Genomic DNA, 20,282 nt, shown 5'->3' with positions numbered 1-20,282 from the left:
CGGGTAGAATCCGTGCATGAACCGACTAGTGCTCATCGACGGGTCCAGCTACCTGTACCGCGCCTTCCATGCCCTGCCGCCGCTGAGCAACGCGGCGGGCGAGCCCACCGGCGCGCTGTTCGGCGTGGTCAACATGCTGCGCACGACGCTGAAGGAGCGGCCGGAGCAGGTGGCGTTCGTGCTCGATGCGCCCGGCCGCACCTTCCGCGACGACCTGTACCCGGCCTACAAGGCCAACCGGCCGCCGATGCCCGAGGAGCTGCGCGCCCAGGTCGAGCCGATGTGCGCCATCGTCCAGGCGCTGGGCATGCCGCTGCTGCGCGTGCCCGGCGTGGAGGCCGACGACGTGATCGGCACCCTGGCCCTGGCCGGCGTCGCCGCGGGCATGGAGGTGACCATTTCCACCAGCGACAAGGACTTCGCCCAGCTGGTGCGCCCCGGCGTGCGCCTGGTCAACACCATGAGCGGCAGCCATACCGATTCGGACGAGGCGGTGATGGCCAAGTTCGGCGTGCGCGCCGACCAGATCGTGGACTACCTGGCGCTGATGGGCGATGCCGTGGACAACGTGCCCGGCGTGGACAAGTGCGGCCCCAAGACCGCCGCCAAGTGGCTGGCCGAATACGGCTCGCTGGACGCAGTGATCGCCAACGCCGAGTCGATCAAGGGCAAGATCGGCGAGAACCTGCGTGCGGCGCTGCCGCGCCTGCCGCTCAACCGCGAGCTGGTGACCATCCGTACCGATGTGGTGCTGGAACAGGGGCCGCAGGCGCTGACCCTGCGCGAGCGCGACGTGGCGACGTTGCGTGGCCTGTACGAGCGCTATGGCTTCGTGCAGGCGCTCAAGGAGCTGGAGGGCAGCGCGGCCGCGGCACCGGTGGCGCCGGGCCTTGCCAGCGAGATCCCGCCCAGCCTGCGCGGCACCGCGGCCGGCTATGCCAAGGCAGGGGAACCCGCGCCGTTGCCGGTCGATGCGGCGCTGGCCGCCCCCGGCCACTACGAGACCATCCTCGCTCCCGGGCAGCTGCAGGCCTGGGTGCAGCGACTGCGCCAGGCCGGCGCCTTCGCCTTCGATACCGAGACCGACTCGCTCGATGCGATGCGCGCGCACCTGGTCGGCCTGAGCTTCGCGGTCGAACCCGGGGAGGCCGCCTACCTGCCGCTGGCCCACGACTATCCCGGCGCCCCGGCGCAGCTGGACATGGCCCAGGTGCTGGCCGCGCTGCGTCCGCTGCTGGAGGACCCGGACCTGGCCAAGGTCGGCCAGCACGGCAAGTACGACCTGCATGTGCTGCGCCGCCACGGCATCGGGGTGCGCGGCTACCGCGACGACACGATGCTGGAGAGCTTCGTGCTCAATTCCACCGCTACCCGCCACGACATGGATTCGCTGGCGCGGCGCTACCTGGGCTACGAGACCGTCAAGTACGAGGATGTGGCCGGCAAGGGCGCCAAGGCGATCCCGTTCGCGCACGTGGCGATCGACGACGCCACCGGCTACGCCGCCGAGGATGCGGACGTCACCTTGCGCCTGCACCGGGTGCTGTCGGAGAAGCTGGCCGCCGAGCCGGCACTGGCCCGGGTCTACCGCGAGATCGAGATGCCGCTGGTGCCGGTGCTCGAGCGCATCGAGGCCAACGGCGTGCACATCGACACCGACGAGCTGCGCCGGCAGAGCGCGGACTTGTCGCGGCGCATGCTCGCCGCCCAGCAGCGCGCCACCGAACTGGCCGGGCGCAGCTTCAACCTGGATTCGCCCAAGCAGCTGCAGGCGGTGCTGTTCGACGAACTCAAGCTGCCGGCGCTGCTGAAGACGCCCAAGGGGCAGCCTTCCACCAACGAGGAGGCGCTGGAGGCGATCGCCGACCAGCACGAGCTGCCGCGCACGATCCTGGAATACCGCGGCCTGGCCAAGCTGCGCGGCACCTACACCGACAAGCTGCCGGAGATGGTCAATCCGGACACCGGCCGGCTGCACACCAGCTACCACCAGTCTGGCGCGGCGACCGGGCGGCTGTCCTCTTCCGATCCCAACCTGCAGAACATCCCGGTGCGTACCGACGATGGCCGCCGCATCCGCCGCGCCTTCGTCGCCCCGCCCGGGCGCGTGCTGCTGGCCTGCGACTACTCGCAGATCGAGCTGCGGATCATGGCCCACCTGTCCGAGGACGCCGGCCTGCTGCGCGCCTTCGCCGCCGGCGCCGACATCCACCGCGCCACCGCCGCCGAGGTGTTCGGCAAGCCGCTGGACGAGGTCACCGCCAACGAACGCCGTGCCGCCAAGGCGATCAACTTCGGCCTGATGTACGGCATGAGCGCGTTCGGCCTGGCACGCAACCTGGGCATCGGCCGGGCCGAGGCCCAGGACTACGTGGCGCTGTACTTCAGCCGCTATCCGGCCGTGCACGCGTTCATGGAACGCATGCGCGCGCAGGCGCGCGAGCAGGGCTACGTGGAAACGCTGTTCGGCCGCCGCCTGTACCTCAACGACATCAACGCCCGTAGCCAGGGCCTGCGCGCCGGCGCCGAACGCGCGGCGATCAACGCGCCGATGCAGGGCACCGCCGCGGACATCATCAAGCGCGCGATGGTCTCGGTGGACGCCTGGCTGGGCGGGCAGCGCAAGGCCTCCGGCGAAAGCCCGGCATTGATGATCCTGCAGGTGCACGACGAACTGGTGTTCGAGGCCGACGCCGGCTTCGTCGATACCCTGCGGACCGAGGTGGTGCGGCGCATGGCGGCCGCGGCGGAACTGAAGGTGCCGCTGGTGGTGGACACCGGCGTGGGCGCCAACTGGGACGAGGCGCATTGAGACCCGTTGTCCCTGAATGGGCGCGTGGGTGAATTCCCACTTAATACAACAACTTATTAACGTAAATCTTCACGAACCAGCAAGGGTGACGGTGTTGATATAGCCCTCGACAGGTGCAACGCCTGTCTCCGGATCTCTCTCATCCCCTGGAGAAGATCTGACCCGGGCGGTGGCTCCTCCCCAAGCTGCCGTCCCCTAGCCCCGCCGGCCTCCCCCTTGGTCTGCGGGGCTTTTTTGTGGCCTGGCCGGAACTACACACCGCGGCTTCGGCCGGCGGCCCGGTCCCGGCCCCCTTTGCGCGCCGGCCTTTCCCCCGCCATGCCCCCATCGGGCCCGCTTGCAGCCGCCATGCTCTCCCACTTCCCGCCCTCGTCGCCCTCCGCCTCCGACCGCCGCTACGCGGCCTCGCTGCGCCTGTCGGTCGCGCCCATGATGGACTGGACCGACCGCCACTGCCGGGTCTTCCATCGCGCGCTGGCGCCGTCGGCGCGGCTGTATACCGAGATGGTGCACGCCAACGCGGTGATCCATGGCGATCGCGAGCGCCTGCTGGGGTTCGCTCCGGTCGAGCATCCGCTCGCCCTGCAGCTCGGCGGCAGCGAGCCGGCGGTGCTGGCGCAGGCGGCGCGCATCGCCCAGGAGTGGGGCTACGACGAGGTCAACCTCAACTGCGGCTGTCCGTCCGACCGGGTGCAGGCCGGACGCTTCGGCGCCTGCCTGATGCGCGAGCCGGGGCTGGTGGCCGACTGCGTGGCGGCGATGCGCGCGGTGGTATCGATCCCGGTCACGGTGAAATGCCGGCTGGGCGTGGACGATGACGACAGCTACGTGCGCTTTGCCGGCTTCGTGGACGGCGTGGTCGAGGCGGGCAGCGCGATGGTCGTGGTGCATGCGCGCAACGCGTGGCTGAAGGGGCTCTCGCCGAAGGAGAACCGCGAAGTCCCGCCGCTGCGGTACGACTGGGCCTACCGCCTGAAGCGGGAGCGTCCGGCGCTGCCGGTGGTGCTCAACGGCGGCATCGCCACGGCCGATGCGGCGCTGGAGCACCTGGGCCAGGTCGACGGGGTGATGCTGGGCCGGGCCGCCTACCACGATCCCTACCTGCTGCACCGCCTGGACTGCGCCCTCGGCGGCACGGCGCCGCGGCCGCGGGAGGACCTGTTGCGCGGCTTGCGCCCGTGGGTGGAGGGCTGCCTGGCCCAGGGCGTGGCGCTCAAGCACATCACCCGCCACGTCCTGGGGCTGTTCCACGGCCAGCCGGGCGGGCGCGCGTTCCGGCAGGTCCTGAGCGAGGCCGCCCATGCCCCCGGCGCGGACTGGCGGGTGGTCGAGCGGGCGCTGGCCGCCACCGAGAGGCGGGCGGCCTGAGCAGCGACCGTCGGAGACGGGCCACGCATGCGGGAGTGGGCCCCTGAGTGGTCGGTGGCTTCGTTCAAGTCCATGAACGGAGCGAATCGGATTCAGAAAAGTTCAGACCGGATTCACCCCCAAAAATCAAGAATTTGCCCTCGATTCCGGTGGCACGGACCTGGTCGTTGATCCGCGTCGTCTTCACGAGTTTTGAACGATTCGGAATGCTCCGTTAGGATTCGATGCCGTGACCCGTTCGCCTGCCCTGTCCGTCTTCCCCCTCCTTCTCGGGCTGGCCGCACTGGCGGCGCCTGCCGCGTTCGCGCAGGACGCGCCCGGCCAGCCGCGCATGGTGCGGGTGGCGCAGGGAGGGCCGCAGGAACGTTCGATGTCCGACACCATCCGCCGCGTGCAGCGCACCACCGGCGGGCAGATCCTGGGGGCCGAGCGCGTGCCCTTCGACGGGCGCGACATCAACCGGGTCAAGTACCTGGACGATCGCGGCCGGGTCCGCTACATGGACGATCCGGCGCCTGCCGCCAGCGCGCGCCCGCCGCGCCAGGATCCGCCGGCCCCGCAGCCACCACACGGCGATAACTCCTGAATCGGGCATAGTGGGGGCATGCCTCCGCGACCCTTCCCAGGCCGCCGGCCCAACACTGAAAGGGAGAATTCATGCGTATCCTTCTGGTCGAAGACGAAGCTCCGCTGCGCGAGACGCTGGCCGCGCGCCTGAAGCGCGAAGGCTTTGCGGTCGACGCCGCGCAGGATGGCGAGGAAGGCCTGTACATGGGCCGCGAGGTGCCCTTCGACGTGGGCATCATCGACCTGGGCCTGCCCAAGATGTCGGGCATGGAACTGATCAAGGCCCTGCGCGAGGAAGGCAAGAAGTTCCCGATCCTGATCCTGACCGCGCGTTCGAGCTGGCAGGACAAGGTCGAGGGCCTCAAGCAGGGGGCCGACGACTACCTGGTCAAGCCCTTCCACGTGGAGGAGCTGCTGGCGCGCGTCAACGCACTGGTGCGCCGCGCCGCCGGCTGGAGCAAGCCGACCCTGGAGTGCGGCCCGGTCGCGCTCGACCTGGCCGCGCAGACAGTCAGCGTCAACGGCCAGAACGTGGACCTGACCAGCTACGAGTACAAGGTGCTCGAGTACCTGATGATGCATGCCGGCGAACTGGTCTCCAAGGCCGACCTGACCGAGCACATCTACCAGCAGGACTTCGACCGCGACTCCAACGTGCTGGAGGTGTTCATCGGCCGCCTGCGCAAGAAGCTGGATCCGGACGGCGAGCTCAAGCCGATCGAGACCGTGCGCGGACGCGGCTACCGTTTCGCCATTCCGCGCACCGAGGGCTGACGGCAGGCACGGGCGCGTGGCATTCGGGCGCATCCGCACGTTCGGCCACTGGCGGCCACGCTCGCTCAAGGCACGACAGCTGCTGGCGGCCAGCCTCAGCCTGGTCGCGTTCCTGGCGCTGGCCGGCTACGCGCTCGATGCCGCCTTCGCCGACACCGCGCAGAACAACCTGCGCGAGCGCCTGAAGAACTACGCCACCGCCTACGCCGGCAACATCGAGTTCCTGCGCGACGGCTCGCTGTACATCCGCGAGCTGCCGCCGGACCCGCGCTTCGACGTGCCCGGCGGCGGCCTGTATGCCGAGGTGGTGCGCGCCGGCGACTACTGGCGCTCGATGTCGGCCGAGGGGCCGCTGCTGCCGCCCCCGGGGGCGCTGCTGGACGCGCGCCAGGAGGTGTTCCAGGGGCCGCTGCCGATGACCCAGATCGACGGTTCGCCCGGGCAGGTCTACCGCTACGGCATGGGCCTGGTCTGGGGCGGGGACAACAACGGCGAAGGCGAGTTTCCCTACACCATCTACGTGATGGAAGACGCGCGCGCGCTGGGCGCGCAGCTGCGCGTGTTCCGCAGCCGGGTGTGGTTCTACCTGGGCAGCGCCGGCGTGGTGCTGCTGCTGCTGCAGACCTTCATCCTGCAATGGAGCCTGCGCCCGCTGCAGCGGGTGATCAACGAGCTGACCAAGGTGCAGCGCGGCGAGGCCTCGCGCATGAGCGAGCGCCACCCGCGCGAGCTGGAACCGCTGACTGACAGCATCAACGCCTTCATCGAGAGCGAGCGCGAGAACCTGGAGCGCCAGCGCAACACCCTGGCCGACCTGGCGCACAGCCTGAAGACGCCGCTGGCGGTGCTGCGCACCCAGCTCGACAGCGGTGCCAGCGGCGAGGAACTGCGCCAGGACATGGACCTGCAGCTGCGGCGCATGAACGACCTGGTGTCCTACCAGCTGGCGCGCGCGGCCTCCAGCGGCCACAAGCTGTTCTCCGCGCCGGTGCCGATCGAATCCACCGCCGAGGAGATCGTGCGCGGACTGGAGAAGGTCTACGCCGCCAAGGGCGTGCTGTGCGAGTTCGAGCTCGACGAGGGCGCCAGCTTCCACGGCGAGCCCGGCGACCTGCAGGAACTGCTGGGCAACCTGCTGGAGAACGCCTTCAAGTGGGCCCACCACCGCGTGCTGCTGACCGCGCGGGTGCGCGTGTCCGGCGGGCGGCGCGATGGCCGCGAGGCCCGCACCGGCCTGACCCTGGTGGTCGAGGACGATGGCCCCGGCATCGCCGCGGAGGACGTGAGCCGCGTGCTGCAGCGGGGCGTGCGCGGCGACGAGCGGGTGCAGGGACACGGCATCGGCCTGTCCATCGTCCAGGACCTGGTCAAGGGCTATCGCGGCCTGCTGCAGGTGACCCGCTCGGAAGAATTGGGCGGGGCCCGGTTCGAGGTCGTGCTGCCGCCCGGTCCCTAGCCGGGCCTGAACGGCACCGGCGGCGGCGGGCGCCGTTCAAATCCCTGCCATCGGCGGTGTGGATACTGGCGGCCAGGCGCCCAGGAACCGCGACCATGTCCGACCTTCCCGAACCGCAAGCCCGTCCCGACCGTCCGTGGCGGCGCCTGGGCGATGGCCTGTACCGGCTGTTCCTGTGCGCGCTGCTGGTGGGCATCACCGCGCTGGCCGGCGAGGCCGCGCAGTACCACTGGAACCTGGAGGACGTGCGCTGGTTGCGCGGGGTGACCGCGCACCTCGACGCGGACCAGGACGTGGTGGCCCAGGCGCGCCGCATCGCCGACCCGGCGTCGCAAGGGCCGCTGCCGCAGCCGCTCAGTCCCGAGGTGGACGGGCTGGCCACGCCGCTGCCGCTGGTCCCGGGGCGCGACAGCGACGAGGTGTTCGTACGCCAGCGCCCGGGCCTGGGGACCCCGCCGGGGCCGGTGCCCACCGGCCTGCGCTGAGCCGGTTCAACGCAATTGCGGCGCGGCGCCGTAGAAGCGTTGCAGGTGCGCGGCCACGTCCGGCATCTGTGCCTGCAGCAGGTGCGGCGCGGAGAAGTGGTATTCCGACGCCACCGCGAAGAACTCCTCCGGCGACTCGGCCGCATAGGTATCCATCGTGCCGCGGTAGCGATGCCGGTCCAGCGCCTGGTTCATCGCATCGAAGGCCTGCTGGAAATCGTGGGCCCACTGCCGTTGCCAGGCGTGCGGCAGCGGCGGGGTGCCGTCCAGCGCGCCGTCGAGCGCGTCGAGCTTGTGCGCCATCTCGTGCACCGCCACGCAGAACCCGGCATCGGGCTCGGCCAGGTCCGCTTCGACGTCGGCCCAGGACAGGATCAGCGGACCGGCATCCCAGGCCTCGCCGATCAGCTCGTCGTCCCATTCGTGCAGCACGCCGGCCGCGTCCATGTGGCTGCGGTGCACGCGGAACGCATCCGGATAGACGATCAGCTGCGACCAGCCGCGCAGGCCACCGGCACCGAACTCCAGCAGGGGCAGGCAGCACAGCGCCGCCAGCAGCACCCGGTCGCCGTCGGTCAGCTGCAGGCCGTCGACGGGCGAGATGGTCTTCTCGTGCAGAAAGCGTGCGGCCAGCGCGTGCAGGCGCGCCTGGCGCACCTCGTCCAGCCCTGCGATCCAGGCGCAGCGGTCGCGCTGGGCCTGCCACAGCGATGCGTCGATGGGCGCCGGCCGCAGCCAGCCGAACAGGGAAGCCAGGCCCAAACGGACCTCAGCGGAACATGCCGGGCAGGAAGCTGTGCCAGCGCGGCAGCCGGCTGCGCGGCAGCAACGACTCGCCGTCGCTGCCGCCGCCGGTGGTGACGCCCGGGGCGATGGCGCGCGGTGCGGTGCGGGACGCGCCCGGGATCGTGGCCGAGGCCGCGTCCGGGTCGTGCGCGGTGTCGGCGCCGTAGGTGCAGCCGTGGCTCAGCGCAGGCACGTCCGATGCCCGCGCACCGAAGACCGGCAGCAGCAGGAAGAGCAGGCGGCAAACATGACGGTGCATGGGCAAGGCTCCCACGACAGGATCCGGTCGATTCTAGCCCCATTTCCCCGGGCGTGTTGGGCGTGCGCGGGGCGCTCCGCCATAATGGCGCGTTCGTTTTCCCCCGGAACCGCCTTGGACGATCGAGAGCTGCTGCTCCAGCTGGAAGCCGGCTGCCATTCCGGCGACGCGCTGGCGCGCGCGTTCGGCGTGACGCGTGCGGCGGTATGGAAGCGCATCCGCGGGCTGCGCGCGGCCGGCGTGGAGATCGGCGGCAAGGCGGGCGAGGGCTATGCGCTGGCCGCGCCGCTGGACCTGCTCGACGCCCCGGCCATCGAGCAGGCGCTGGCGCCCGCCGCGGCCGCCGCGCTGGCCGGGCTGGAGGTGGTCTGGATGATCGATTCGACCAACAGTGCGCTGCTGCAGCGCCCGGTACCGGCGCGCGGCGCCCGCGTGCTGATGGCCGAGGGCCAGCGCGGCGGGCGTGGCCGCCGCGGCCGCGGCTGGGCCTCGCCGCTGGCCGCGCATCTGTACCTGTCGGTGTCGCGCGGGTTCGGCGGCGGCCTGGCCGGCCTGGCCGGGCTCAGCCTGGCCGCCGGCGTGGCCGTGGCCGAGGCGCTGCGTGCGCACGGCGCGGCCGGGGTCGGGCTGAAATGGCCCAACGACCTGGTCGTGGACGGGCGCAAGCTCGGCGGCCTGCTGGTCGAGGGCGGCGGCGAGTTCGCCGGCACCGCGCGCGCGGTGGTCGGGCTGGGCCTCAACGTGCGCATGCCGGCCGGCGTCGCCGCGACCATCGACCAGCCGTGGGCACAGCTGTCCGCGCTCGTGCCGGCGCCGGTGCGGCGCAACGCGGCGGCGGCGGCGGTGCTCTCGCGGCTGCTGCCGGCGCTGGAACAGTTCGATGCCGAGGGCCTGGCCCCGTTCCTGCCGCGCTATGCGGCGCTGGATGCCCTGGCCGGCCGCGCGGTGCGCGTGCTCGACGGCAGCCAGGTCCGCGAAGGGGTGGCCGAGGGCCTGGCCGACGACGGCGGCCTGCGCCTGCGCGCGCGCGACGGTAGCGTGCAGGTGTTCCATGCCGGCGAAGTCAGCGTGAGGGCGGCATGAGCCAGTGGTTGTTCGACCTGGGCAATTCCCGGTTCAAGTACGCGCCGCTGCAGGACGGCCGCGCCGGCGCCGCGCAGGTGTGGGCGCACGGGGCCGAGGCGATGGACGTGCAGGCCCTGCCTCGCGGGGATACCGCCTGGGTGGCCAGCGTGGCGGCACCGGCGCTCACCGCGAACGTGCTGCAGGCCCTGGAACAGCGCTTTGCCCGGGTGCGTATCGTCCGCACCGCGCCGGCCTGCGCCGGCGTGCGCATCGCCTATGCGCAGCCGGCGCGCTTCGGCGTGGACCGCTTTCTGGCGCTGCTGGCGGCACGCCGGGAGGACGGCGACGCGCTGGTGGTCGGGGTCGGCACCGCCCTCACCCTGGACCTGCTCGACGCCGGCGGCACGCACCTGGGCGGGCGCATCGCCGCCTCGCCCACCACCATGCGCGAGGCCCTGCACCAGCGGGCGGTGCAGCTGCCGGCCAGCGGCGGCGACTATGTGGAGTTCGCCACCGACACCGACGATGCCCTGGCCTCCGGCTGCCTGGGCGCGGCCGCCGCCCTGGTCGAACGCAGCCAGCGGCTGGGAGCCGAGCGCCTGGGCCGGGAGCCGCGGGTGCTGCTGCACGGCGGCGGCGCGCCGGAACTGGGGACCGTCCTGCCGCAGGCGCGGCTATGGCCGTCGATGGTGCTCGACGGCCTTGCGATCTGGGCCACGCACGACGACGGGGCCAGCCCCTAGAATCGCCGCATGCCGATGCGTGCCCTGATCGTCCTGCTCGTCGTCCTCAACCTGGGCGTGGCCCTGTGGTGGGTCACCCGCTCCGATGCCGTGCCTGTGCCGGTACCGCCCCCTTCGCCGGGCGTGCCGACCCTGCAACTGGTGGCCATGCCGGCGGCGCCCGCGGCCACCGTGCCGCCATCCGCCGCGGCACCGGCCAGCCCGGCGGCTGCCCCTGCCGATGCACCGAAGCCGGCTGCCAGCGTAGTCGCCGCCCCGGCACGGCCGCCGGTCGAATCCCTGCCCGTCGCGGCGCCTCCGCCACCGCCGCCGGCCGTGGCCGCAAGGCCGGTCTGCGCCAGCCTGGGGCCGTTCCCCGAGCGGGCGGCGGCCGAGGCCGCCGTCGCCCGGCTGGAGGGGCGGCTGGCCCAGAGCCGGATGCGCGAGCAGGCGGACGAGCCGAAGGGGTTCCGGGTCCTGCTGCCGGTGGACGGCGACCGCGATGCGGCCAAGGCCGTGGCCGCGCGCATCGTCGCCGCCGGGTTCAGCGACTACTACGTCCTCGCCCAGGATGGGCGCAGCACGATCGCGCTGGGGCAGTTCAGCAGCCGCGAGCGTGCCGAACAGCACCGGCAGCGCCTGGTGGCCGCGGGCTTTCCGGCCAGGATCGAGCCCTCGGCACCGGCTGCCAGCCAGTGGTGGGTGGATGCCCGCCTGGGTGAGGGACAGACGCGCGCGGCCCTGCGCGGCGTAGCCGCGCGTTCGCTGGACTGCGCGGGGCTGCGCTAGAATCCGACGTCTCCCGCACGTGCGCCGCCCCGTGCCGCTTTAGCTCAGTTGGTAGAGCAGCTGCCTTGTAAACAGCAGGTCGTCCGTTCGATTCGGACAAGCGGCACCATTCCTCGATTCATTGGCGTGTCTTCATCGCCGCTGCTCGTCACGGCCATCGTGGAAGGTTAGCGTGCGCCATGGTGGGCATCGTCGCTGGTGCAGCACCGCGGATACCGACGGGGCGGGTATCGCAAGGCGGAAGGCCTGGGCTGGGACGATCCGCCTGGCAAGTCGCCCGGACGGCAGGTGGGTGGCATCGAGAAGCGAGGAAACACGCAATGATCATCGCTGCGGGCATCGTGGTTCTGTTCTTGGCAATGGTTGTCTTCGGTCTTTCCTTCCTGGCCGCGATCGTGCGGTCGTTGGGTTCCAGGAAGTGAGCAGCGCCTGATCGGACAAGGAAGGCATTCCACCTGTCCCGTGCCACGTGGCATGCAGCGGGATCACGCTTTGGAATCGCGCTGCCGCCTTGCTCCTTATTCCTCGGCAGACGCTCGTGGCGGAAGAACCGCTTCACAGGATGCGGAGGCGCGACATGGGGTGGTCCGGCCGGCCCGGTCCATCACCCGCGGCTTGCTCTCTTCATTTTTCCGTCTTTTGCCAGCAAGGGTGGCCCCTGTCATCCACGAATATTTTTTTGAAACAACGGCTTGCCTGCTGAGACCAGGTGCGCCTGCGCTTTTCGGAAGCTTGGCCGCGGTAACGAAATTGCAATGTCCCCTCGGGTATGTTGCTGCGACAGGGGATCAGCGCAGGAGGAGTCGTCATGCGACACGACGTGCATTGCCTGTCTGACGCCAGCTTGAGCGAGCTGCGCGAGAGCCACCGCCGCTACGGCAGCGGGCCGGAGTTCTGGAGCGTGTACCAGCGCATCCTGGAGGATGTCGCCGGGCGCAGCCACGATCCCTGCGCCGCGGCCAATTCGCTCGCCAGGGCCGCCGAATCGATGGGTGCGGTCAGCCGCGCGCAACTGGTCTGACCCCGCCTCCACCCGGTGACGGCGCACCTGCCATCGATGGCGGGACGGGTGGGTTTTTGCACTGCCGCGGGCCTGCGGCGGCGCGCTCGCCTAGCATGGCGGCCCCGCAAGAGAGGAGAGTACGGTGGCCCATCGCCCCGCAGGAAAGGTATCCCTGATCGGCGTGCCGACGGATGTCGGCGCCGGCCATCGTGGCGCACGGATGGGGCCTGAGGCCCTGCGCCTGGCAGGACTGGCCGAGGCGCTGGTCGCGCACGGGGTGGACGTGCGCGACCTGGGCAACCTGGAGGGACCGCGCAATCCCTGGCAAGCGCCAGTGGCGGGCTATCGCCACCTCGACGAGGTGGTGGCCTGGAACCGGGCGCTGATGGAAGCGAGCCTGGCCGAGCTGCGCCAGGGCCGCATGCCGGTGATGCTCGGCGGCGACCACTGCCTGGCGATCGGGTCGGTGACCGCGGTGGCACGCCACTGCCGCGAGGTGGGGCGGCCGCTGCGGGTGCTGTGGCTGGATGCGCACTCGGACTTCAACACCAGCGCGGTCACGCCCTCGGGCAACGTGCATGGCATGCCGGTGGCCTGCCTGTGCGGACTGGGGCCGCATGCGCTCACCGCACTGGGCGGCCAGGCGCCGGCGATCACGCCGGCGCAAGTGCGGCAGATCGGCATCCGCTCGGTCGATCCGGAGGAGAAGCGCCTGATCCACCAGCATCGCGTGGACGTGTACGACATGCGCTACATCGACGAATTCGGCATCCGCCACGCGCTTGCGCAGGCCCTGGACGGGCTGGAGCCGGACGCGCACCTGCACGTGAGCTTCGATGTCGATTTCCTGGATCCGGCGATCGCGCCGGGCGTGGGGACGACCGTCCCCGGGGGCGTCACCTACCGCGAGGCGCAGCTGGTGATGGAGATGATCGCCGACACCGGGCGCATGGCATCGCTGGACATCGTCGAGCTCAATCCGGTGCTGGACGTGCGCAATGCCACCGCCGAGCTGGCCGTGGACCTGGTGGAGAGCCTGTTCGGCAAGTCGACGCTGATGCGCGGGCGCGAAAGCTGAACGAGGCGGGGTCCCGTTCACGCCGGTTGCACGCCGCGCCCGTCAGATTGGCCCTAAGCCTGCAACGACATACGCAACCGAATGTCGGCGGAGGCGGGCGATACCAGGACATGCCACCGCATGTCGGGAAGAAAGGGGCGGTATCCACCGCTGTGCATTACCAAACACCGAGGAGAAGACGATGAAGAAGATCGTGGCCCTGATGCTGCTGGCACTGTTCTCGGCGGGCGTGCTGTCCGCGTGCAACACCGTGGCCGGTGCGGGCAAGGACGTGCAGAAGGCGGGCGAGAAGATCGAAGGCACCGCCGACCAGCACAAGTAAGTCCAGCTGAAGTCGACGAGCAAGCGGGCGGGCCGGCCATGGCCCGCCCGTTTTTTTTGGGGAAGCACTTCGTGGTCGGCGCGGCCGGCATCCCCTGGGACTCGACCCGCATCCGTCGTCGCCGGCGTGGACCTCGTCACCGCGGGCAGGCGGCGGCACGCTTCGTGCCGGCCCGAAGTGGACCGGGCCGGACGAACCAGGCGGGCGAGGCGCGCCTGCACGCAGCCCGGGGCTACAGCGGGAAGATCGCCTTGACCGTGAACACCGCGCCCTGCGGCCGATTGCGCACGTCGAATTCCGGCGCGTACTTGGCCGTCACCAGCCAGCCCTTGCCGCTGTCGTACTTCACGTCCGGGCCGATGGACGGTTGCCTGGCCGGCTTGTTCGCTGCCCTGCGCCGCGGATGTTATCCGGGCTGCACACCGGCTTGACCCGCAGCGAATGGCGGCCATGGGAGGGTGGCCATGCCGGCATCGTCGCCGGCGCATCGAAGGAGAGGCCCATGAATACCGACATCATCGCCGGCAAGTGGACCCAGCTCAAAGGCACGCTCAAGGCCCGGTGGGGCCAACTGACCGACGACGATTTCAAGGTGCTGCAGGGCGATGCGCAGTACCTGTCCGGCAAACTGCAGGAGCGCTACGGCTGGGACCGCGACCAGGCCGACAAGGCGGTGAGCGAGTTCGAGCACGAGCTGCGCAAGCAGGACAAGCACTGAGGCCGGGCCGGGCGTGCCGCCGTCATGGCGGGCGCCCGGGCGGGGTGGCGGGGCGGGTAAACTGGCGCGACCGATTCCGCTTCGCGCTTCCCCGCAATGACCACCCGCGTCCTCACCGGCATCACCCCCTCCGGCACCCCGCACCTGGGCAACTACGTCGGCGCCGTGCGCCCGGCCATCCAGGCCAGCCACGCCGCGGGCACCGAGAGCTTCTACTTCCTGGCCGACCTGCACAGCCTGATCAAGGCGCAGGACCCGGACCGGACCCAGCGCTCCACCCTGGAGATCGCCGCGACCTGGCTGGCCGCCGGGCTGGACCCGGGCAAGGTGTGGTTCTACCGCCAGAGCGACGTGCCCGAGACCACCGAGCTGACCTGGCTGCTGACCTGCGTGGCCGGCAAGGGCATCCTCAACCGCGCCCATGCCTACAAGGCGGCGGTGGACAAGAACCGCGCCGAGGGCGAGGACGACGATGCCGGCATCACCGCCGGGCTGTTCATGTACCCGGTGCTGATGGCCGCCGACATCCTGATCTTCAATGCCGACAAGGTGCCGGTGGGGCGCGACCAGATCCAGCACATCGAGATGGCGCGCGATTTCGCCCAGCGTTTCAACCACGTCTACGGCCAGGAGTTCTTCGTGCTGCCCGAGGCGCTGGTGGACGAGCACGTGGCCACGCTGCCCGGCCTGGACGGGCGCAAGATGAGCAAGAGCTACGGCAACACGATCCCGCTGTTCGCCCCGCGCGAGGAGCTGAAGAAGCTGATCTTCTCCATCGTCACCGACTCGCGCGCGCCGGGCGAGGCCAAGGACACCGCGGGCTCGGCGCTGTTCCAGCTCTACCAGGCTTTCGCCAGCGAACAGGAAACCGCGCGCTTCGCCCAGGCCTTCGCCGACGGCATCGGCTGGGGCGAGGCCAAGCAGCAGCTGTTCGAGCGCATCGACGCGGAGATCGCGCCGATGCGCGCGCGCTACCTCGATCTGATCGCCCGGCCCGGGGACATCGAGGACATCCTGCGCGACGGCGGCCGCCGCCTGCGCGAGAAGTACGCCATCCCGCTGCTGGCGCGGCTGCGCGACGCGGTCGGGCTGCGCAACCTGGCCACGGTGCCGGTGGCGGCGCCGAGGAAGAAGGCCGGCAAGGCCGCGCTGCCGGCGTTCAAGCAGTACCGCGAGGCCGATGGCCGCTTCTACTTCAAGCTGGCCGACGCCGAGGGCACGGTGCTGGCGCAGAGTCCCGGGTTCGCCTCGCCGCGCGAGGCCGGCCAGCGCATCGCCGCGCTGCGCCAGGCCGGCGACGATACCGCCGCGCTCCAGGACCTGGAGCTGCTGGCACCGCAGGCCGAGGTGCTCGACGCGCTGCGTCAGCTGGACCAGGTCGACTGAGGCCCGCGCCGGCGGATGCGACCAAAGCCGGATCCTGCCGGCGCACGGTCCTGCCTAGAATCGGGGGCTTCCGACATGGAGGATCCCGATGGCCGTCGAGCATGGCATCCATACCATCGATACCGGCTTCCAGCGGCCGCGCTTCGATGCGGCCTACCTGGTCGTCGAGCACGGGCGCGGGGCCTTCATCGACAGCGGCACCGGGCGCTCGCTGCCGGCCATGCTCGCCGCGCTGGATACGGCCGGCCTGCGGCCCGAGGCGGTGGACTGGCTGATCCTCACCCACGTGCACCTGGACCATGCCGGCGGCGCCGGCGCGCTGATGCAGGCGCTGCCGCACGCGCGCCTGGTCGTGCACCCGCGCGGGGCGCGCCACATGATCGACCCGGCGGTCCTGGTCGCCGGGGCCACCGCGGTCTATGGCGAGGAAGCCATGGCCCGCGACTACGGCGAAGTCGTGCCGGTGCCGGCCGAGCGCGTGGTGGCGGCCGGCGACGGCCACGTGGTGGACCTGGCCGGCCGCGCGCTGGAATGCATCGACACGCCCGGCCATGCCAGGCACCACCTGTGCGTGTGGGACGCGCGCAGCCACAGCTGGTTCTCCGGCGACACCTTCGGCATCTCCTACCGCGAGCTGGACAGCGCCGGCGGGCCGTTCGTGTTCCCCACCTCCTCGCCGGTGCAGTTCGAGCCGGAGGCGATGCACGCCTCGATCGAGCGATTGATGGCCCGCGCGCCGCAGGCCATGTATCTGACCCACTACGGCCGGGTGCAGGAGCTGGCGCGCCTGGCCGCCGACCTGCACGAGCAGATCGACGCGATGACCGCGCTGGCGCGCGAGTGCGACGAGCGCGCGGACCGCCACGACTGCCTGCTGGAACTGCTCACCGACCTGTACGTGGAGCGCGCCCGCGCCCATGGCTGCGCCCTGGACGAGGCCGCCATCGAGCAGGTGCTGCACGGGGACATCGAGCTCAACGCGCAGGGCCTGGCCTGCTGGCTCGATCGTGACCGGCGCTGAGCGGCGCCGCCGCCGGACCGTCGCGGGCGCGGGTGCCCGCGGCATAGAATGGCGCCCCTTTGCCTGCCTGACCGCCGCGATGAACCCGATGCGCATGTTGTTGCTGTCCGCCTGCCTGTTCGCCGGCGGCAGCGCGCAGGCGGCCAACGATGCGGCCCTGGCGATCGATCCGCAGACGCTGTCCGAGCACGTGCGCATCCTCGCTTCCGACGATTTCCAGGGGCGCGCACCGGCCACCCCGGGCGAGGACCGCACGGTCGCCTACCTGGTCGAGCAGTTCGCCCGTGCCGGCGTGCAGCCCGGCGGCGAGGACGGCGGCTGGACCCAGTCGGTGCCGCTGGTGCGCGCCGAGGTGGACGGGCCGGTGCGCGCGCACCTGCGCATCGCCGGCCGCGACCAGGCACTGGCCAACGGCGAGGACGTGGTGCTGCAGAGCCTGCGCCCGGTCGCGCGGGTGCACCTGGAAGACGCGCCGCTGGTGTTCGTGGGCTACGGCATCCACGCGCCCGAGCGCCACTGGGACGACTACAAGGACGTGGACCTGCGCGGCAAGGTCGCCGTGGTGCTGATCAACGATGCCGATTTCGAGGCCGCCCAGGCCGGGGCGTTCGACGGCAAGGCGGTGACCTACTACGGCCGCTGGACCTACAAGTACGAGGAAGCCGCGCGGCGCGGCGCGGCCGGCGTGCTGATCGTGCACGAGACCGCGCCGGCGGCATACGGCTGGAACACGGTGCGCAGCTCGGGGCTGTCGCCGGTGTTCGACATCGAGCGGCCGCAGGCCGAGGCGCTGGCCGCGCATGTGCCGGTGCGCGGCTGGATGCAGCGCGCCCTGGCGGTGTCGCTGTTCCAGCGCGCCGGGCTGGACTTCGAGGCGGCCAAGCGCGCCGCGCAGCGGCCGGACTTCCGCCCGCTGGCGCTGGGCGATGCCACCTTGTCGGTGGACTTCGGGCTACGCCGCCAGCGGGTGGTGACCCGCAACGTGGTGGCGCGGCTGGAAGGCGCCAGCCGCCCGCAGGAGACGGTGATCGTGTCCGCCCACTGGGACGCCTTCGGCATCGGCGAACCCGGCGCCGACGGCGACCGCATCCGCCACGGCGCGGTGGACAACGCCACCGGCGTGGCCAGCGTGCTGGAGCTGGCGCGGGTGTTCGCCGCCGGCCCGCGCCCGGCGCGCACGCTGTACTTCATCGCCTTCACCGCCGAGGAGAAGGGCCTGCTCGGCGCCAGCTACTACGCCGCCCACCCGCTGGCGCCGCTGGACCGGACCGTGGCCGTGCTCAACATGGAGATGTTCAGCCCGGACGGGCCGACCCGCGACATCGCCTCCTGGGGCCTGGGCCACGTCAGCCTGGAGGGCGACCTGGCCCGGGTGGCGGCGGCGGCCGGGCGCAGTTACACGCCCGACCCGCACCTGGAATCGGGCTTCTTCTACCGCGCCGACCACTTCGCCTTCGCCCGCTTCGGCGTGCCGGCGATCACCATCGGCCCCGGCCTGGACCGGCTCGAGGGCGGCGTGGAGGCCGGCAGCGCGCTGCGCGAGCGCTACTTCGCCGACTGCTACCACCAGCCCTGCGACCGCTGGACGCCGCAGTGGGACGCGCGCGGCCACGCCGCCGACACCGAACTGGTGCATGCGCTGGCGCGCGAACTGGCCGAGGGCCGGCAATGGCCGCAATGGCAGGAAGGCTCGGAGTTCCGCGCCGCGCGCGAGGCCAGCGAGGGCGCGCGCCGCTGAAGCCGTGTCGGCCGCCGACCCGATCCGCCGGAGGGCCCGCTGCCGGCAGCGGGCGCGCGGCACCGGCGACGCCGCCTGCCGTGCCAGGCGAACGCCGCTAGAATCGCCTGCCTTACGCACGGATGCAGGCATGTCCTCCACCGAACGCTCCCCGGCCGTCCCCGGCACCTTGCAGGTGGCCATCGCCCTGGCCCTGGTCTACGTGGTGTGGGGCTCGACCTACCTGGCCATCCGCCTGGCGCTGCAGGGCGGATGGCCGCCGCTGCTGATGGCCGGCATCCGCTTCCTGCTGGCCGGCGCGCTGATGTACGCGTTCCTGCGCCTGCGCGGCATGGCCGCGCCGACGCGGCGGCAGTGGGGCTACAGCGCGGTGATGGGGGTGATGCTGCTGGGGCTGGGCAACGGCCTGGTGTGCATCGCCGAGCAGACGGTGCCTTCGGGGCTGGCGGCGGTGGCGATCGCCTCGGTACCGTTGTGGATCGGCCTGTTCTCGGCATTGCGCGGCGAACGGCCGACGCGGATCGAGGGCGCCGGGCTGGTGCTCGGCTTCGCCGGCGTGGTCTGGCTCAATGCCGGCAGCGCGGCGCTGACCGCCAGCGTATCCGCCATGGTCGCGCTGATCGTGGGCGCGGTGGCCTGGAGCTGGGGCTCGGTATGGAGCCGCGGCAAGGCGCTGGCGCCGCCGTTCATGAACGCGGCGATGCAGATGCTGTGCGGCGGCACGGCGCTGCTGGCCGCGGCCTGGCTGCGCGGCGAACGCCTGGCCGCCTGGCCCGCCGCGTCCGGCCTGGCCGCGCTGGCCTACCTGGTGGTGTTCGGCTCGATCGTGGCCTTCAGCGCCTACGTGTGGCTGCTGCCGCGGGTGCGGCCGGCGCTGGCCGGCAGCTATGCCTACGTCAACCCGGTGATCGCCGTGGGACTGGGCGTGGCCCTGGCCGGCGAACGCGTGGACGCGCGCGAACTGGGCGCGATGGCGGTGATCCTGGCGGGAGTGGTGGCGATCAACCTCGCGCGGCTGGCACGCCGGTGAGCGGCGGCGGACTGGACCGGGCCGGGGTGGCGATCACCGCCGGCACCTTCGTCATCTGGGGCCTGGTGCCGCTGTACTGGCACCTGCTGGCGGACGTGCCGGCGCTGCAGATCATGGCCCACCGCGTGGTCTGGAGCACGGTGCTGGTGGTCGGCTGGCTGCTGCTGGCGCGGCGCCTGGACTGGTGGCGGGCGCTGGCCGCACGGCCCCGCGCGCTGCCGGTGCTGGCCGTGACCAGCCTGCTGATCGCCTTCAACTGGGGCCTGTACATCTGGGCGGTCAATGCCGGCCACGTGATCGAGACCAGCCTGGGCTACTTCATCAATCCCCTGGTCAACGTGGTGCTGGGCGTGGCCGTGCTCGGCGAGCGCCTGCGCCCGCTGCAGTGGCTGGCGGTGGCCTGCGCCACCCTGGGCGTGGTCTGGCTGGCGTGGAGTGCGGGCGGGATGCCGTGGATCGCCCTGGGCCTGGCCGCCTCGTTCGGCCTGTACGGCCTGCTGCGCAAGCTGATCGACGTGGACGCGGTGGCCGGCCTGGGCGCGGAGAGCGTGTACCTGTTCCTGCCGGCGCTGGGCTACCTGCTGTGGTGCGGGCACAGCCATGGCGGCGGCTTCCTGCAGGGCTGGAGCACGGCCACCGACCTGCTGCTGGTGCTCGGCGGTGTGGTCACCGCGGTGCCGCTGGTCGGCTTCGCCTGGGGCGTGCGGCGCATCCCGCTCTCGCTGGTCGGCCTGTTCCAGTACATCGCGCCGAGCCTGCAGCTGGTGCTGGGCCTGCTGTTCTTCCGCGAGCCCTTCGATGGCGGCCGCGCGCTGGGTTTCGCCACGATCTGGGCCGGCCTGCTGCTGTTCGCCGGCGAGGGCCTGTGGCGTGCCCGGGCCAGCCGCGCCATGGGCTGAGGCC

General features: G+C 71.6%; 20 protein-coding genes, 1 tRNA gene and 1 pseudogene. 19 read left to right on the top strand and 3 right to left on the bottom strand.

Annotated elements, in window-relative coordinates:
* Window positions 1–16: 16 nt before the first annotated feature.
* The 6 genes from polA to BN3794_RS00925 all read left to right on the top strand — a co-directional run bounded on the left by polA (window position 17) and on the right by BN3794_RS00925 (window position 7,462).
* Window positions 17–2,812, top strand: coding sequence for a DNA polymerase I (gene polA / locus BN3794_RS00950; RefSeq protein WP_066091961.1), 2,796 nt, complete (start codon window positions 17–19; stop codon window positions 2,810–2,812).
* Window positions 2,813–3,160: 348 nt separating this feature from the next.
* Window positions 3,161–4,180, top strand: a complete 1,020-nt coding sequence (gene dusA, locus BN3794_RS00945; protein WP_078059498.1) for a tRNA dihydrouridine(20/20a) synthase DusA — start codon at window positions 3,161–3,163, stop codon at window positions 4,178–4,180.
* A gap of 331 nt (window positions 4,181–4,511) precedes the next feature.
* Complete coding sequence (locus tag BN3794_RS00940; protein ID WP_147675604.1) at window positions 4,512–4,766, top strand: hypothetical protein; 255 nt, start codon at window positions 4,512–4,514, stop codon at window positions 4,764–4,766.
* A gap of 71 nt (window positions 4,767–4,837) precedes the next feature.
* On the top strand, window positions 4,838–5,521 hold the full coding sequence (locus BN3794_RS00935; RefSeq protein WP_066091955.1) for a response regulator transcription factor: 684 nt from the start codon (window positions 4,838–4,840) through the stop codon (window positions 5,519–5,521).
* Between the two features lie 31 nt (window positions 5,522–5,552).
* On the top strand, window positions 5,553–6,977 hold the full coding sequence (locus tag BN3794_RS00930) for an ATP-binding protein (protein ID WP_147675603.1): 1,425 nt from the start codon (window positions 5,553–5,555) through the stop codon (window positions 6,975–6,977).
* Between the two features lie 95 nt (window positions 6,978–7,072).
* Window positions 7,073–7,462: a hypothetical protein gene (locus BN3794_RS00925; protein ID WP_066091949.1), complete on the top strand. Its 390-nt coding sequence runs from the start codon at window positions 7,073–7,075 to the stop codon at window positions 7,460–7,462.
* Window positions 7,463–7,468: 6 nt separating this feature from the next.
* On the opposite strand, the gene BN3794_RS00920 is transcribed toward BN3794_RS00925, so the two are convergent.
* Window positions 7,469–8,224: a M90 family metallopeptidase gene (locus tag BN3794_RS00920; RefSeq protein ID WP_236493108.1), complete on the bottom strand. Its 756-nt coding sequence runs from the start codon at window positions 8,222–8,224 to the stop codon at window positions 7,469–7,471.
* Window positions 8,225–8,231: 7 nt separating this feature from the next.
* Window positions 8,232–8,513 carry a hypothetical protein gene (locus tag BN3794_RS00915; protein WP_066091947.1) on the bottom strand — a complete coding sequence of 94 codons (282 nt, stop codon included), beginning with the start codon at window positions 8,511–8,513 and terminating at the stop codon, window positions 8,232–8,234.
* 78 nt (window positions 8,514–8,591) lie between these two features.
* Here BN3794_RS00915 and birA point away from each other — a divergent pair, with 78 nt between their 5' ends.
* From birA to BN3794_RS00880, 7 genes are all read left to right on the top strand, one after another.
* Window positions 8,592–9,590 (top strand): bifunctional biotin--[acetyl-CoA-carboxylase] ligase/biotin operon repressor BirA, encoded by a 999-nt coding sequence (gene birA / locus BN3794_RS00910; protein ID WP_078059497.1) that lies wholly within the window; start codon window positions 8,592–8,594, stop codon window positions 9,588–9,590.
* On the top strand, window positions 9,587–10,315 hold the full coding sequence (locus tag BN3794_RS00905; RefSeq protein ID WP_066091941.1) for a type III pantothenate kinase: 729 nt from the start codon (window positions 9,587–9,589) through the stop codon (window positions 10,313–10,315). The genes birA and BN3794_RS00905 overlap by 4 nt, the downstream gene beginning before the upstream one ends.
* A gap of 9 nt (window positions 10,316–10,324) precedes the next feature.
* Window positions 10,325–11,083 (top strand): SPOR domain-containing protein, encoded by a 759-nt coding sequence (locus BN3794_RS00900; protein WP_066091939.1) that lies wholly within the window; start codon window positions 10,325–10,327, stop codon window positions 11,081–11,083.
* A gap of 33 nt (window positions 11,084–11,116) precedes the next feature.
* Window positions 11,117–11,192, top strand: a tRNA-Thr gene (locus BN3794_RS00895).
* Between the two features lie 699 nt (window positions 11,193–11,891).
* A complete protein-coding gene (locus tag BN3794_RS16165) occupies window positions 11,892–12,104 on the top strand; it encodes a hypothetical protein (protein ID WP_066092138.1) in 213 nt (70 codons plus the stop codon).
* A 124-nt stretch (window positions 12,105–12,228) separates the two neighbouring features.
* Window positions 12,229–13,164 carry an arginase gene (gene rocF, locus BN3794_RS00885; RefSeq protein ID WP_066091937.1) on the top strand — a complete coding sequence of 312 codons (936 nt, stop codon included), beginning with the start codon at window positions 12,229–12,231 and terminating at the stop codon, window positions 13,162–13,164.
* A 181-nt stretch (window positions 13,165–13,345) separates the two neighbouring features.
* Window positions 13,346–13,486 (top strand): entericidin A/B family lipoprotein, encoded by a 141-nt coding sequence (locus tag BN3794_RS00880; protein ID WP_066091930.1) that lies wholly within the window; start codon window positions 13,346–13,348, stop codon window positions 13,484–13,486.
* 232 nt (window positions 13,487–13,718) lie between these two features.
* Here BN3794_RS00880 and BN3794_RS16160 read toward each other — a convergent pair.
* Window positions 13,719–13,853: pseudogene (locus BN3794_RS16160) on the bottom strand (transporter); the annotation flags it as partial.
* A 135-nt stretch (window positions 13,854–13,988) separates the two neighbouring features.
* On the opposite strand from BN3794_RS16160, the gene BN3794_RS00875 reads away from it, so the two are divergent.
* The 6 genes from BN3794_RS00875 (at window position 13,989) to rarD (ending at window position 20,278) form a co-directional block, all read left to right on the top strand.
* The gene (locus BN3794_RS00875) at window positions 13,989–14,204 is read left to right on the top strand and encodes a CsbD family protein (protein WP_066091926.1); all 216 of its coding nucleotides are present in this window, start codon (window positions 13,989–13,991) and stop codon (window positions 14,202–14,204) included.
* 96 nt (window positions 14,205–14,300) lie between these two features.
* On the top strand, window positions 14,301–15,590 hold the full coding sequence (locus BN3794_RS00870) for a tryptophan--tRNA ligase (protein ID WP_066091924.1): 1,290 nt from the start codon (window positions 14,301–14,303) through the stop codon (window positions 15,588–15,590).
* Between the two features lie 88 nt (window positions 15,591–15,678).
* Complete coding sequence (locus BN3794_RS00865) at window positions 15,679–16,611, top strand: MBL fold metallo-hydrolase (protein WP_066091921.1); 933 nt, start codon at window positions 15,679–15,681, stop codon at window positions 16,609–16,611.
* 88 nt (window positions 16,612–16,699) lie between these two features.
* Window positions 16,700–18,349: a M28 family metallopeptidase gene (locus tag BN3794_RS00860; RefSeq protein WP_066092135.1), complete on the top strand. Its 1,650-nt coding sequence runs from the start codon at window positions 16,700–16,702 to the stop codon at window positions 18,347–18,349.
* 130 nt (window positions 18,350–18,479) lie between these two features.
* The gene (gene yedA / locus BN3794_RS00855) at window positions 18,480–19,379 is read left to right on the top strand and encodes a drug/metabolite exporter YedA (RefSeq protein WP_066091918.1); all 900 of its coding nucleotides are present in this window, start codon (window positions 18,480–18,482) and stop codon (window positions 19,377–19,379) included.
* Complete coding sequence (gene rarD, locus BN3794_RS00850; RefSeq protein ID WP_066091914.1) at window positions 19,376–20,278, top strand: EamA family transporter RarD; 903 nt, start codon at window positions 19,376–19,378, stop codon at window positions 20,276–20,278. Before yedA ends, rarD begins: the two co-directional genes overlap by 4 nt.
* Window positions 20,279–20,282: the final 4 nt, after the last annotated feature.

This window comes from Xanthomonas massiliensis (assembly GCF_900018785.1).
GTDB lineage: Bacteria > Pseudomonadota > Gammaproteobacteria > Xanthomonadales > Xanthomonadaceae > Xanthomonas_B > Xanthomonas_B massiliensis.
The sequence above is the reverse complement of the archived record's forward strand: the minus strand, read 5'-3'. Positions and strand labels throughout refer to the sequence as shown.

Coding starts and splice junctions, on each gene's coding strand:
- BN3794_RS00880 (WP_066091930.1), top strand. CDS start 13,346: ATGAAGAAGATCGTGGCCCTGATGCTGCTGGCACTGTTCTCGGCGGGC.
- BN3794_RS00875 (WP_066091926.1), top strand. CDS start 13,989: ATGAATACCGACATCATCGCCGGCAAGTGGACCCAGCTCAAAGGCACG.
- BN3794_RS00940 (WP_147675604.1), top strand. CDS start 4,512: ATGGTGCGGGTGGCGCAGGGAGGGCCGCAGGAACGTTCGATGTCCGAC.
- yedA (WP_066091918.1), top strand. CDS start 18,480: ATGTCCTCCACCGAACGCTCCCCGGCCGTCCCCGGCACCTTGCAGGTG.
- BN3794_RS00860 (WP_066092135.1), top strand. CDS start 16,700: ATGCGCATGTTGTTGCTGTCCGCCTGCCTGTTCGCCGGCGGCAGCGCG.
- BN3794_RS16165 (WP_066092138.1), top strand. CDS start 11,892: ATGCGACACGACGTGCATTGCCTGTCTGACGCCAGCTTGAGCGAGCTG.
- BN3794_RS00925 (WP_066091949.1), top strand. CDS start 7,073: ATGTCCGACCTTCCCGAACCGCAAGCCCGTCCCGACCGTCCGTGGCGG.
- BN3794_RS00935 (WP_066091955.1), top strand. CDS start 4,838: ATGCGTATCCTTCTGGTCGAAGACGAAGCTCCGCTGCGCGAGACGCTG.
- BN3794_RS00865 (WP_066091921.1), top strand. CDS start 15,679: ATGGCCGTCGAGCATGGCATCCATACCATCGATACCGGCTTCCAGCGG.
- polA (WP_066091961.1), top strand. CDS start 17: ATGAACCGACTAGTGCTCATCGACGGGTCCAGCTACCTGTACCGCGCC.
- birA (WP_078059497.1), top strand. CDS start 8,592: ATGGCGCGTTCGTTTTCCCCCGGAACCGCCTTGGACGATCGAGAGCTG.
- BN3794_RS00900 (WP_066091939.1), top strand. CDS start 10,325: ATGCCGATGCGTGCCCTGATCGTCCTGCTCGTCGTCCTCAACCTGGGC.
- BN3794_RS00870 (WP_066091924.1), top strand. CDS start 14,301: ATGACCACCCGCGTCCTCACCGGCATCACCCCCTCCGGCACCCCGCAC.
- dusA (WP_078059498.1), top strand. CDS start 3,161: ATGCTCTCCCACTTCCCGCCCTCGTCGCCCTCCGCCTCCGACCGCCGC.
- BN3794_RS00905 (WP_066091941.1), top strand. CDS start 9,587: ATGAGCCAGTGGTTGTTCGACCTGGGCAATTCCCGGTTCAAGTACGCG.